The sequence below is a fragment of the Dysgonomonas mossii genome, from assembly GCF_004569505.1.
GTDB lineage: Bacteria > Bacteroidota > Bacteroidia > Bacteroidales > Dysgonomonadaceae > Dysgonomonas.
This window is the reverse complement of the sequence record NZ_SPPK01000001.1, coordinates 1,251,493-1,264,502: the sequence shown is the minus strand read 5'-3', so window position 1 is coordinate 1,264,502 and position 13,010 is coordinate 1,251,493. Positions and strand designations below refer to the sequence as shown.

Genomic DNA, 13,010 nt, shown 5'->3' with positions numbered 1-13,010 from the left:
CAAAAGGTGACAAAGGTGACACTTTTTTATATAATTATTATTGTCACTTTTCTGCTATGCTTTTTACAAGTGACAAGCGATTAATGAATTTATATTGCAATCGCAACAGTACTTTATAATAGATATTTTAAACAGAAAAATATAGTAACTATTTACAAATCAAACGCTAATTGTTAATAACGATTTAAAACCTTACCTTTGCAGCAGAAAAGAAGAAATAATATTGAAATATGACAAAAATAACAACCGTACTGTTCGACTTTGATGGAGTGATAGCTAACACCGAGCCTCAATATGATATATACATTGATGCTTTAGGTGAAAAATATAATCTAGGTATCGAAAATTTTGCTTTGAAAGTAAAAGGAACCACTAGTCCGGACATACTAAAAAAATATTTTAGCCACTTACCCAAAGAAGAAGTAAAAACCGTAGAGAAAGAATTAGGTGAATTCGAATTGCAAATGGACTTTCCTTTGGTAGACGGTGTGATGGAGTTTATTGAGTATCTGAAAAACAATAACTATAAAATAGGATTGGTAACCAGTTCGCAGGATTTCAAAATGAAACGTGCTTTGGATATATTAAATTTATCCAAAACATTCGATACCGAAGTTACAGCGGCACGCATAACCAAAGGTAAACCTAATCCGGCATGCTATCTATTAGCTGCGGAAGACCTGAATGTATCTCCCTCAGAATGCGTTGTATTCGAAGATTCTTTTCATGGAATACGATCAGGCAAAGATGCCGGAATGCGTGTTGTAGGTGTTTCCACTACAATTCCCGAAAATGAACTTCAAGGTAAAGCCGATTTTATAATTTCAGATTTTTCAGATCTAAAACAAGTCATCGAATATATCAACTAAATATAGGACTACTGTTGAGCTATATTTTGAGAGCCTTTGTGCAGGAATAATCTGAAGTCGGATTCAAAATTTAAGGTAAATACATCTTTACCCAACTCTTTTTGTACCTCATCGATCGTCCAAAAACGTCCGTCGGCAAGTTCTTCGGTATTTAGCTTAAAACTTCCATCGTATATAGCGTAATAGCAATAGCTTAATTCGCGTTCCCGATCTGTCTCTATTATATATTTGGTTATATAGCGAGGTATAATATCTGATATATTTAACTCTTCGGAAGCCTCGCGCAATGCTGCCTTTTCGGGTGTCTCGTTTAAATCTATATGCCCCGCTACGGAAGAGTCCCACCTGTTGGGCTGTACATCCTTTGTTGCAGAACGTTTTTGTAAATACAATTCACCTTTAGAGTTAAAGATGTGGAGATGAATTACAGGATGTAACAACTTTGATCCATCATGACAGACACTGCGTGGCGCCTGTCCAACTACAATACCTTGTTCATCTACTAGAGGAAATATTTCTTCTTGCATTAAAGTCTTTTTTATTATAAAGTCTTCTTGACTTCTAAATATAGAAATTATTTTGATTAGAATTAGTTTGTTATCACTACCAATTTTTTGTACAGAATCTTCCGCTTTACTATTTGACTATATAAATAAGGTTGAATATAAGTCTGAATTTGATAAAGTATTTATATATAAAAAGTTTAAGGATAAAGTAAAAGAGTATATTAAGTCTTATTCATCCGATAGGTAAGAGCTTTGGACGGACACATATCTATCTGTTCTATTAGTTCCTCAGTGGTAGCATTTTCAGGTTTTACCCATGGCCTTTCTTTAGGATGATAAACATTTGGAAGCATTTTAACACAAATACCCGCATGCTTGCATATTTCAGGTTTCCATATTACGGTCACTTCTCCGTTTGTGTATTCTATTACTTTTTCCATTTTATGAAATATTTTTTAATTGATTATTTTTGTAAAGATGTGCTACGTTATACATTTATCCCCTTCATAACAATACGCCTCCAGTCTGGATGTTTTCGTATATATCCGGCAACAAAAGGACATAATGGTACTAATTGAAGTTTTTGCATCTCAATATCCTGCAATACTTTTTCTACCAACTGACTGCCTATACCCTGACCTCCAAGTTCGGAAGGTACTTCGGTATGTGTCAGATAAATCTCATTGTTGACCGATTTCATATATTTTATTTTGGGAATGTATTTTCCTACATGAAATTCATACTGGCTTTCATCTGTATTATTTATCAATTCATATTCCTTTGTTTCCATATTTCATTTCTACTATAAGTTTTGTTTCTTATTTATAAAACATATTTCTAGCACTCTTGTTCTCAATTTTTGTCATTCAACATATGGATTCATCATTTCATAAATACTGATTGCCACAAATACGAACACAGACAAGGCATTAATTATTAACAGATTCAGGTATGGAGAAAACGGAATTATCAGCAATAAAGCTATTATGCCCACAATATGCGATTTTGCGATAATATGGCAAGTAAGCCATTTATAGGCAATATTGCTCACAAGATAAATGACTGGCCCCACTATGATTACAAAGATTGCAGCTAAAGAAATATAGCCAAGAGGATGATTGACAGTCAGTTCATCTCCAACAGCACTCATTATCAGTGCACCTACCAGTACCACATGCACAGCATGATATTTCAGCCCTAACATTCCGGGATCGTCCACTTTCTGGATTTTCTCAGCACCTACTTCGCTGCTCGTATCAAAATAGACCCACCACATAGCCAGACTGCTGACAGCAGACAAAAGGGCTGCTGCCACAACAGGTAGTGTCCAAACTTCTAATTCGCTCAACGATGCACCTGTCATCAATATGGTTTCTCCAAAAGCAATAATTACAAAAAGCTGACATCTTTCTGTCAGATGGTGTCCTTCAATTGTCCATTCTTTGCTCGAATCGGAACGACCGAGAATGGGAAGATAAAAACCATGCATAGGAGCTATATAGTCAGACAGAACAGCGATAGTCCATAATATCAATCGAATGAAATCTTCTTCCAAAGCTCCTACGATCCAGAATACGGCTGAGATAAAAAACCATATCAATATACGAGCATAGTTCTTTGTCAGATGATGCTTCTTGCCAAGCATAAAAAGGATAATACCCGAACGTCCAATTTGAGTAACAATATAACACAAGGCAAATATGAGCCCCCTATCTCCGAATGCATCTGGTATTGCTGCAGCAATGATAAGCCCTATCAACATTAAGATAAACAGAAAAATACGGATTTTTCGTGTATTAGGATCGAACCAATTAGTCATCCATGTAGTATGCTGCCAAGCCATCCACATGGCAAACCAGATTACTGCACTTTGTAAAAATCCAAGCCATGTAAGATGATGCAGGAGATAATGAGATATCTGGGTGACGGCAAATACATAGATAAGGTCAAAAAGAAGTTCGGAGAAAGAAACAGACGCGATACCATTCCCTCTACTGCGCAACAATGACTGTGAAAATGACATATTATAATAAGTTGAAAGATATTTTAGTAGCAATAAAGATAATAAAGAAAACTAAAAAGTCAAGATGGCTTCTATTCCAACAAAGATAAAATTTACATGTAAGTATGCGCTTAATTTCTTCTCATTTTTTCACACAATTCCCGCCTAAAAGAGAGTTATATATAGTATTGTATGATTGCAAAAATTAGAACTGTATTTCTTATTTCGATATTACCTCTATTTTATTAACTTTGCAGCTTAAATATATTCATATAATAATGAGTGACCAACGATACAACCAGCGTGGCGTTTCAGCATCGAAAGAAGATGTACATAATGCTATAAAAAACATCGATAAAGGAATATTCCCTAAGGCTTTTTGTAAAATAATCCCCGATATATTAGGTGGCGATGCCGAATATTGCAATATCATGCATGCCGACGGAGCAGGGACAAAATCTTCGTTAGCCTATATGTATTGGAAAGAAACCGGCGACTTGTCGGTTTGGAAAGGTATTGCACAAGATGCATTGATAATGAATATAGACGACCTGCTGTGTGTAGGTGCTACTGATAATATTTTATTGTCGTCTACTATAGGGCGTAATAAGATGTTGATTCCGGGCGAAGTGATCTCTGCCATTATACAGGGAACAAATGATCTTTGTGAAGAATTATCGTCACTAGGAGTAAATATATATCCTACCGGTGGAGAAACTGCCGATGTAGGCGACCTCGTACGTACAATAATAGTGGACAGTACGGTTACCTGCCGCATGAAAAAATCGGATGTAATATCTAATGACAATATACAGGATGGTGATGTGATTGTCGGCCTATCCTCATACGGACAAGCCACATACGAAAAAGAGTATAATGGCGGTATGGGTAGCAACGGATTAACATCTGCCCGCCATGATGTGTTTGCGAACTATTTGGCAACGAAGTATCCGGAAAGTTATGATTCGTCTATTCCTAGCAATCTGGTTTATTCAGGCAATATGAAGTTAACGGATATGATCGAAGGGTTAGGAATTGATGCCGGCAAATTGGTTCTATCTCCTACTCGTACTTATGCTCCTGTTATAAAACAGATACTGGATAAATTACGTCCGGTAATACACGGTATGGTACACTGTTCGGGAGGAGCACAAACAAAGGTTCTCCACTTTGTAGATAAAGTAAAGATAACAAAGAACAACTTGTTCCCTGTGCCGCCTTTATTTAAACTGATACAGGAACAATCGGGAACCGACTGGAAAGAAATGTACAAAGTATTCAATATGGGGCATCGTATGGAAATATACTTACCGTCAGAATATGCCGAGGCAGTAATTGATATATCAAAATCTTTCGGTATCGATGCTCAGATCGTTGGATATGTTGAGAAGTCGGATAAGACAGAACTGCTTATTGATAGTGAATTTGGCCGATTTGAATATTAATTAGGAATAGTTACTGTATTTGATTATCAAATTTAACTTTAGTTAATTAAATTCTATTTGATTTGCTACTATATTTGTATCCAAACGAAAATATTAATATTCACTTAATAGCGTACAAAGTATGAAAAAAATGATCATGTCGGCAATTATGTGTTTAGCCTTAATTGCATCAACAAGTGTAATGGCTCAAGACAAAGCACCTAAAAAAGATTGTCCTAAATCTAAAACAGAATGTACTAAAGACGGAGAAAAGAAAGCATGCTGTAAAGACAAAGCTGCTGCCGACAAAAAAGCTTGTACAAAAGACGGAGAGAAAAAAGCTTGTTGCAAAGACAAAGCTGCTACAGATAAGAAAAAGTAATTAAAACTTAAGGTAAAAATAAGAGCTATCATTGATTGATAGCTCTTTCTTTTTATATGTGACTTTCACAAAAGTAGCTAAGACTTATATTTCGTTTCAAATATTTCTTTTAGTTCATCATCAGTCAAACTATCACCAACTTCATCAAAGGTCAAACGGAAGGTACAGCCCTGTTTCCACTCAGAACATCCGTAAGCCGTTTTCCCTTTCAATATTTTACCGACTTTGCACAACGGACAAGATAGAGGCTCGCTATTTTTAGATTCGGTTTTCTTTTCTTTCTTAGGCTTTGGTGTCGTTTTTTTATCACTAGCCTTCTTGTCCTTAGTCGGTTTCTTTGTCGATTTAGCCTCTTCTTTTACGGCTTCTTGTATTGTAATAGTCGTTCCCCAATCATTTTTCACATTGGCTACAATCTCTATTAGCATTTGCTTGAGCTCGTCAATGAACTGACGAGGATCGTACTCGTTTCGTTCTATCTGGCGCAACTTTTTTTCCCAGATTCCGGTTAGTTCGGCTGATTTTAGCAGCTCTTCTTTGATTGTACCAATAAGCTCAACCCCTGTTTGAGTAGCATACAGATTCTTTCGTTCCTTGCGGATATAATTCCGTTTAAACAAAGTTTCTATTATTGCTGCCCGTGTAGAAGGACGACCTATACCATTCTCTTTTAAGGCATCACGCAACTCGTCATCATCCACAAGCTTCCCTGCAGTTTCCATAGCACGCAACAAAGTTGCTTCGGTATAATATTTAGGTGGCTGAGTCCATTTTTCGTTCAAAGCAGGGATATGAGGCCCCGATTCTCCTTTTTCAAAAGCAGGTAGTATGTTATCATCGGCATCCTCTTCTTTTTCATCCTGACTTTCTGCTTGCTTTTCAAATACTACTCGCCAGCCGGGTTCCAGAATTTGTTTGCCCGTTACCTTAAATTCTATTTTATTTACTTCACCCAGAACGGTCGTTGTTGCTATTTTACAATTTGGATAAAAAGCTGAAATAAAACGCCTTGTTATAAGATCATAAACCTTTTGTTCGTTACCTGCTATCGCATTCGCCCTTACACCTGTAGGTATAATAGCATGGTGGTCGGTAACTTTACTATTATCAAAAACCTTTTTTGACTTTGGAATCTTTGCTGCTGCCAATAAAGGTTTCACAAGCTCTTCATAGCCACTTATTCCACGGAGGATGGCAGGAATTTTAGGATAAATATCATCACTAAGGAATGTAGTATCAACACGAGGATATGTCACCAGTTTCTTTTCATACAAAGACTGTATCGTCTTTAATGTATCTTCTGCCGAGAATGCATACTTTTTATTGCATTCCACCTGTAGAGCAGTAAGGTCAAACAAGCGTGGAGGTGCCTCCTCGCCTTTCTTTACTGATACATCTGTTACTTCAAAATCAGCTTGCTTTATTTCTTCAAGAAACTTCTCACCTTCTTCTTTTACCAGAAACCGTCCTTTAGTTGCAGAGAACGTCGTTTCTCTATAAACTGTTTTTAGCTCCCAGTAGGGCTCAGGCTTAAAGTTCTCAATCTCGAGCTGACGGTTGACAATAAGTGCCAATGTAGGTGTTTGCACACGTCCGATAGACAGTACGGATCTATTTTGCCCATACTTTACAGTATATAATCGGGTGGCATTCATACCTAACAGCCAATCGCCTATTGCCCTGGACAATCCGGCTTCATAAAGTTTATCGAAGACCTGCTCTTCTTTAAGATTATTAAACCCTTCGCGTATAGAATCTTCGGTTAATGATGATATCCACAGACGTTTTACAGGAACTTTACATTGAGCTTTTTGCAATACCCAACGTTGAATTAGTTCTCCTTCCTGTCCAGCATCACCACAGTTTATAACCTCAGCAGCTTGAGAAATCAAGGTTTCAATAACCGAGAACTGCTTCTTAACACCATCATTATCAATAACCTTTATACCAAAACGAGGTGGAATCATCGGCAACACGAATAGAGACCATTTTTTCCACTCTTGGGTATATTCGTGAGGCTCTTTGAGTGTACAGAAGTGTCCGAAGGTCCATGTTACCTGATAGCCATTGCCCTCAAAATAGCCGTCTTTACGAGCATTCGCGCCTAAAATACTTGCTATCTCTCTTGCAACACTTGGTTTTTCTGCAATACAAACCTTCATTTATTGTCAACTCCTTTTATAGATATTATAATATTTAATAGATCTGCTATACTTTGCAACAGAGATCAAGCTCTAATAACTTTCGTTCTCATTCGGAAAATCAGATGTCTTTACATCCTTGATATAATTCTGAACAGCTTCAGTCATTACAGAATGTAAATCTGCATAACGACGTAAGAATTTAGGCGAGAAATTTTTATTTATTCCAAGCATATCATGTACTACCAAAACTTGTCCGTCGGCATGAGGTCCCGCCCCTATACCTATAGTAGGAATTGATAGTTTTGATGTAACTTCTTTTGTCAGTTCAGCAGGAATTTTTTCTAATACCACACCAAAACAACCTACTTCCTGAAGTTTAAGAGCATCCTTTAGTAGTTTATCTGCTTCCGACTGGTCTTTTGCTCTCACATTATAAGTTCCATATTTATTTATAGATTGTGGCATAAGCCCTAAGTGCCCCATTACTGGAATACCGGCATCGATTATCTTCTTGATATCCGAGATAACTTCTTCGCCACCTTCTACCTTAATAGCATCAGCTCCGGTTTCTTTCATCATGCGGATAGCATATTCAAGAGACTTTAATGGGTTACCTGACACAGTACCGAATGGCATATCAACAACAACGAGAGAGCGTTTAACTGCATTCATGACAGAACGCCCATGATAAATCATTTGTTCCAGAGTCATCGGAAGAGTAGTAACATTACCAACCATTACATTAGAGGCGGAGTCACCAACCAAGATAACATCCATTCCTGCCTGATCGATAATAGATGCCATTGAAAAATCGTACGCTGTAAGCATTGAAATTTTTTCGCCACGCTGTTTCATTTCTATCAGGCGGCGAGTAGTGACCTTGCGGTTATCTTCTGTGTATGTGGACATAATCTCCTTTTTATGGTTAAAAATTATGGATTTAAAGACACAAAGATATGATTAAAGTATCAATTTAAGGGTTAATCTTACCGTGATATAATTTCTCTTTGTTAAAACAATACAATTCCAGAATCATGCTAAGGAAGGAGAATATACGCTGCATTCTCTTCTATTTTATGCACTTATATGCTTATTGATATCCCCAATATTAAGCATAAAAAAGCCGAATGTTTTTCACATCCGGCCTTTTCTCATTTTGAAAATTTCTGTTATTATTAGTAAGTAGTGTTTTGAGGATCAAAATTTGTCCATCCTTGCAACCAGTTATCATTGCTAGAGTCACTGGCAAAAGCACCTGAATAGGTTACTTTTGTGAAGAATGAATCTGACAACGAAGCGTTTGAGAAAGAAGCCAATCCAAGGACAGGGCTACCTGAAACAGGACCGTAGTTTGGATTACTTGCTTTACTGTTTGGTTGTTTCAATTTCAGGTCTGAAATACTAGTCAAAACCTTATTATTGTTAGCTGTTAGTTTAAAGAATGTACTTGAGAATGATGCTTTTGTTTCGTCAGTTATAGATGTTCCATTTGTTGACAATTGGTCTGTCCATGTAGGCGATTGTTTATTGATATCAGCACCAAGAACGTTCATTCCGGCAAAAACATTGTTCTGTAGTTTAAGTGTGCCGTCTTCAGCCCATTTTTGAGTTGTTCCTTTCTGATTGTCTAATATTAAACCTACCGGATAGCCTGTTGCAACAGAATTGAAAAGATTCAAACGAGAGTTGCGACGAATTTGTATTGCAGCTTGGAATACACCTAGTCTTGATCCATTATTAGGATTTAGTCCATTACCTGTAATGTATTGAGTTGTATTAGCAAAATCTGTAGCTTGTCCGATTGGCCCTATTAGAGTCACATTACTAAATACAGCTTTTGTATATGGCTCGTCCGTTGTACCATTCGCGTTGTTGTCTGATTCGAAACCATTAGATAAAGATTGGTCTGCAATCTGAGGGTTTCTAACACCTAAAAGGAATTGAAGATTACCTGAATACCCATTATCTGTATCAAAATCATCATCCCATCCGTGATATGCTACAAGGTATTTAGCATTTACAGTCCCGCCAAACCATTCAAAAGAGTCATCATTAGAATAAGATACTTGTACGTGGTCTATTTGTGTACCACGACCTACAGATCCCATTGTCAAACCATTGATTTCCTGGTCTGTTGCAAAAGGAAATCCGGCATATTCAATTCTCACATAGCTGACTACACCAGAGTTGTCATTATCGTCATTACCACCATGTTTGGCATTTACTCCACCTTCTATTTGCATTCCATCTACGATATCGATATTATTTTTTGCTCTACCGCAAAGTATAATACCTCCCCAGTCTCCCGGCTTACGGCTTCCTGCCGCCTGATTAGAAGTAAATACGATAGGTGCAGAAGCTGTTCCTTTGGCGATTAGCTTTCCGCCTCTTTTTGCTATAATTGCTGCTTTTGTATTTTTATCACCTTTGATAATAGTACCCGGCTCGATAGTCAGTGTAGCACCATCTTCGATATATACCCAACCTTTCAATACATAAGTACCTTTTGCAAGTGTATGGCTCTCTTTTATGCTAAATTCCTGTTCACCATTACCTATTTCAGTACCATTGTTAAATAGGATCTGTTCTTTAGACGGATCTACTGTTGGATCATCATTGCCATTATCAGAACAAGCTGATAGAATAGCGATAGATGCAACTAAAAATAATTTTCCAAATAAATTTAATGTCTTCATATTCATATTATTAAAATGTATTACTTTCTGATTTATAATTTGTTTTCTAAAAAGAGTATCTAGCTGTTAATGATATATTTTGTCCGGTCTTAAATTCTTTTGTTATTTGTTCTCTTTCTTGTGTATTACCATCAGCATCTATGAACTTAGGAAATTGAGCATACTTTACTTTTGCGGCAAGTATATCTTTTACTGCTGCATTCAGTTCAAAATGCTTCCCGAATTTTTTAGTTATAATAAAGTCTACTACGCTTCTTGGCATCTCATACATATCGGGAATATCATTGTTTACAGAGCCACCAGAAGTAGTAGATACACGGCCAATACCAACTATTCGTTTCCCAATTATATTATAGAGTACTGTCGCATTAATTCCCAATTTTTCGTTCTGATAGAATATACCTGTATTTACCAGATAAGGAGATTGACCTTGCATAGGACGGTCGTAGTTGGCACTACTTCTTTCTTTAAACTTTACCTCGCTTTTTATCAGAGACCCGTTGAAGGTCAAAGAGAAGTTATTAAGCCCTATAAAGTCTAAACTTTTCTTTATGTCTACTTCAATACCATAGTTGTTAGCCTTATCCGCATTTTTGAAAGTATAGATATATGTTCCACCTCCATCGAGATAAGTCCATTCTATCGGATTCGTAAAGTTTTTGTAAAATAGAGCTACCGAGAAAATTTCTGAGTTGGAAGGATAAAACTCGTATCTTAAATCAAAATTATTGACATATGCAGGCTTTAAGTCAGGATTACCCGAAACAAAACTGAACAAATCAAAATCATAATATGACGAAGATGATATTTCTCTGAATTCTTGTCTGTTTGTAGATCGCCCATAAGCCAATCTTACTAAATGATCGTTAGATAAATTGTAAGAAGCATTCAAAGAAGGAAATATATCTGTATAGTTATAATCTGATGTTTTTGACTTATCTCCCGATATTGTTGTATAGCTCTTCAATGACATTTTGTTGTGTTCTAAACGAACTCCGGTATAAATATTCAATTTATTCAGTGGAATATTGAAGCCGATATAGCTTGCAGCCTGCGTATTTGTTCCCGAATAATCATTTAATCGATCAGTATCATCATAAACATACAGCTTGGTTGCTCCATAGTTTTGAGGAATCAGCATTTGAGTATAAACATCTTTATATCCAAAGTCTTCATCCAGATTCTCAGGTATCCAGCGATATTTAAAATAGCGTGTATTATAATTCCGATCTCTATATTCTCCATATACACCTGCTTTTATAGACGGTTTAAATCCATTATCAAAAGAGAAATCATGTGTATAATTGGCAGAAAAGGAATAATTATATTCGTTTAGTTTGTTATAGTCGCGTGTTATATCATTTTGATCGATTTGGTATTCCATATAGTGTGCATCACCCGGATAACCATTTTGCTCCCAGTTGATAATACGTCTGTCCGGCTGATTTCTATTGCTGTAAGAAAAGCCCAATACCCAATCTAATTTGTCTTTCTCGGTCAAGGTGTGCTTCCCTGCAAATTGGGTAGAATAAGCAAGACGACTGCTATAGATATATTCTGCTTTTCGTTGCCCGTAGAAGCCACTTGTATTCTGATATCCTTCGCGCTCAGTATATCTGCTTTTACCTATTTGGTTCAAAATATTTCTAAACTCGAAATGGTGTTTATCGTTCGGCATGTATATCAGATTAGCCAAAGCCCCTACCCTTGCATCATTGTTGTACTGATTGTCTTTATATTTAAATGTAAAGTATGGTTTATCATTGTCCGAATCATAAACTCCATATCGAGAGTTTTCCATATCTGTAAAAGTCTTACTTGTATTGCTATAATTCAGAGCAGCAATGAGTCCCCACATACTGTTGTTGGCTCCGGCGTATTTTCGGTTGATAACAAAACCTAAACGTTGATCAGGTAATGGTTTCTTGTTTTTTACAAGCCAATCGTTATTGAATCCGTTTTGGGTAAGATCTGTTACTTGCTGAGAATTATCATTATCTATACGTCCGGATGAAAATGCACTCGAAAGACTTCTCATACCATTATCAAATCCGAGAAAGTCTGTTGCACTACCTTTGCTGTATTTAAAGTCTTTGAATTGAGTTTGCGTATTTATACCGGCTCCGTAACTGACCTGGATAGAATTTTCATTCGGAATCCCCTTTGTCTCTACTTTAATAAAACCTCCCGAAAAGTCAGCCGGCAGCTCTGGTTGCGGAGATTTTACAATCATAATATTTTCTATCTGTGAGCTTGGCAATATATCGAATGAGAAAGATCGGCTATCTGCTTCCGAGCTAGGTATAGCACTATTATTTACCCATACATTGTTATATCGTTGAGAAAGACCTCTGGCAACAACAAACTTATCATCTATAATCGATATGCCGGGAATACGTCTTATCACCTCCGATGCATCGCGATCCTGACTTTTTGCAATTTGCTGTGAGGATACTCCACTGACTACTGCGTTCGATTTTCGTATAGAGCTGAGTAAAGACACTTCAGAATTTATACGTCCCAAGGCTACAACGTATACTTCGTCTAATGTATGCGATGCTTCTATCATGGGAATATCTACTACAGTGGGCTCTCCTTTTTTGATCTCTACATCTGTAATTTCTAATGGTTGATATGAGATGTAAGAAGTTACGAGGGTATATTTCCCCGGACTAAGCTTCAATTCATATTTTCCATCTTCATCAGAAATAGCACCTATTGTTGTGTTCTTAACAGAAATGGTAACTCCCGGTAGAGATTCTTTTGTTTTTGCATCTATAATACTTCCGGTCAGAATGGTCTGAGCAGAAAGTGTAGTTATTGATAATAAAGCAAATACAAGCAACATTGATTTTAGTAAGTTGCGGTTCTTCTTTTTCACTGAATAGTCAATTTTAAACATATATTTATTTGATATTTTACATTGCAAATCACTTACATTTTTGTTACAAGAGAACTACACCCTCAATAAGTTTAATTCAAGAAAA

Annotated in this window: 11 protein-coding genes; 3 read left to right on the top strand and 8 right to left on the bottom strand. The window is 36.6% G+C overall.

Annotated features, from left to right (window positions below; translation table 11 throughout):
* Nucleotides 1-230: 230 nt before the first annotated feature.
* Entirely contained in the window at nucleotides 231-869 is a 639-nt protein-coding gene (locus E4T88_RS05385) for an HAD family hydrolase (RefSeq protein WP_135104425.1), read from the top strand.
* An 8-nt stretch (nucleotides 870-877) separates the two neighbouring features.
* Here the strand turns inward: E4T88_RS05385 and E4T88_RS05380 are convergent, their stop codons facing one another.
* The 4 genes from E4T88_RS05380 to E4T88_RS05365 form a co-directional block, all read right to left on the bottom strand.
* Entirely contained in the window at nucleotides 878-1,396 is a 519-nt protein-coding gene (locus E4T88_RS05380; protein WP_135104424.1) for an NUDIX hydrolase, read from the bottom strand.
* 200 nt (nucleotides 1,397-1,596) lie between these two features.
* A complete protein-coding gene (locus E4T88_RS05375) occupies nucleotides 1,597-1,815 on the bottom strand; it encodes a (4Fe-4S)-binding protein (RefSeq protein ID WP_135104423.1) in 219 nt (72 codons plus the stop codon).
* A 47-nt stretch (nucleotides 1,816-1,862) separates the two neighbouring features.
* Nucleotides 1,863-2,165 (bottom strand): GNAT family N-acetyltransferase, encoded by a 303-nt coding sequence (locus E4T88_RS05370; RefSeq protein WP_135104422.1) that lies wholly within the window; start codon nucleotides 2,163-2,165, stop codon nucleotides 1,863-1,865.
* A gap of 72 nt (nucleotides 2,166-2,237) precedes the next feature.
* Nucleotides 2,238-3,398 (bottom strand): low temperature requirement protein A, encoded by a 1,161-nt coding sequence (locus E4T88_RS05365; protein ID WP_135104421.1) that lies wholly within the window; start codon nucleotides 3,396-3,398, stop codon nucleotides 2,238-2,240.
* 257 nt (nucleotides 3,399-3,655) lie between these two features.
* On the opposite strand from E4T88_RS05365, the gene E4T88_RS05360 reads away from it, so the two are divergent.
* Both E4T88_RS05360 and E4T88_RS05355 read left to right on the top strand, forming a co-directional pair.
* A complete protein-coding gene (locus E4T88_RS05360; protein WP_135104420.1) occupies nucleotides 3,656-4,822 on the top strand; it encodes an AIR synthase related protein in 1,167 nt (388 codons plus the stop codon).
* A 121-nt stretch (nucleotides 4,823-4,943) separates the two neighbouring features.
* The gene (locus tag E4T88_RS05355; RefSeq protein WP_135104419.1) at nucleotides 4,944-5,183 is read left to right on the top strand and encodes a hypothetical protein; all 240 of its coding nucleotides are present in this window, start codon (nucleotides 4,944-4,946) and stop codon (nucleotides 5,181-5,183) included.
* A 77-nt stretch (nucleotides 5,184-5,260) separates the two neighbouring features.
* On the opposite strand, the gene E4T88_RS05350 is transcribed toward E4T88_RS05355, so the two are convergent.
* The 4 genes from E4T88_RS05350 to E4T88_RS05335 form a co-directional block, all read right to left on the bottom strand.
* Nucleotides 5,261-7,345, bottom strand: a complete 2,085-nt coding sequence (locus tag E4T88_RS05350; RefSeq protein ID WP_135104418.1) for a DNA topoisomerase 3 — start codon at nucleotides 7,343-7,345, stop codon at nucleotides 5,261-5,263.
* Nucleotides 7,346-7,417: 72 nt separating this feature from the next.
* Nucleotides 7,418-8,236, bottom strand: a complete 819-nt coding sequence (gene panB / locus E4T88_RS05345; protein ID WP_135104417.1) for a 3-methyl-2-oxobutanoate hydroxymethyltransferase — start codon at nucleotides 8,234-8,236, stop codon at nucleotides 7,418-7,420.
* A gap of 266 nt (nucleotides 8,237-8,502) precedes the next feature.
* A complete protein-coding gene (locus tag E4T88_RS05340) occupies nucleotides 8,503-10,029 on the bottom strand; it encodes a beta-helix domain-containing protein (protein WP_438503323.1) in 1,527 nt (508 codons plus the stop codon).
* A gap of 40 nt (nucleotides 10,030-10,069) precedes the next feature.
* Nucleotides 10,070-12,904 carry a TonB-dependent receptor gene (locus tag E4T88_RS05335; RefSeq protein ID WP_438503322.1) on the bottom strand — a complete coding sequence of 945 codons (2,835 nt, stop codon included), beginning with the start codon at nucleotides 12,902-12,904 and terminating at the stop codon, nucleotides 10,070-10,072.
* Nucleotides 12,905-13,010 lie beyond the last annotated feature (106 nt).

Coding starts and splice junctions, on each gene's coding strand:
- E4T88_RS05385 (WP_135104425.1), top strand. CDS start 231: ATGACAAAAATAACAACCGTACTGTTCGACTTTGATGGAGTGATAGCT.
- E4T88_RS05380 (WP_135104424.1), bottom strand. CDS start 1,396: ATGCAAGAAGAAATATTTCCTCTAGTAGATGAACAAGGTATTGTAGTT.
- E4T88_RS05375 (WP_135104423.1), bottom strand. CDS start 1,815: ATGGAAAAAGTAATAGAATACACAAACGGAGAAGTGACCGTAATATGG.
- E4T88_RS05370 (WP_135104422.1), bottom strand. CDS start 2,165: ATGGAAACAAAGGAATATGAATTGATAAATAATACAGATGAAAGCCAG.
- E4T88_RS05365 (WP_135104421.1), bottom strand. CDS start 3,398: ATGTCATTTTCACAGTCATTGTTGCGCAGTAGAGGGAATGGTATCGCG.
- E4T88_RS05360 (WP_135104420.1), top strand. CDS start 3,656: ATGAGTGACCAACGATACAACCAGCGTGGCGTTTCAGCATCGAAAGAA.
- E4T88_RS05355 (WP_135104419.1), top strand. CDS start 4,944: ATGAAAAAAATGATCATGTCGGCAATTATGTGTTTAGCCTTAATTGCA.
- E4T88_RS05350 (WP_135104418.1), bottom strand. CDS start 7,345: ATGAAGGTTTGTATTGCAGAAAAACCAAGTGTTGCAAGAGAGATAGCA.
- panB (WP_135104417.1), bottom strand. CDS start 8,236: ATGTCCACATACACAGAAGATAACCGCAAGGTCACTACTCGCCGCCTG.
- E4T88_RS05340 (WP_438503323.1), bottom strand. CDS start 10,029: ATGAATATGAAGACATTAAATTTATTTGGAAAATTATTTTTAGTTGCA.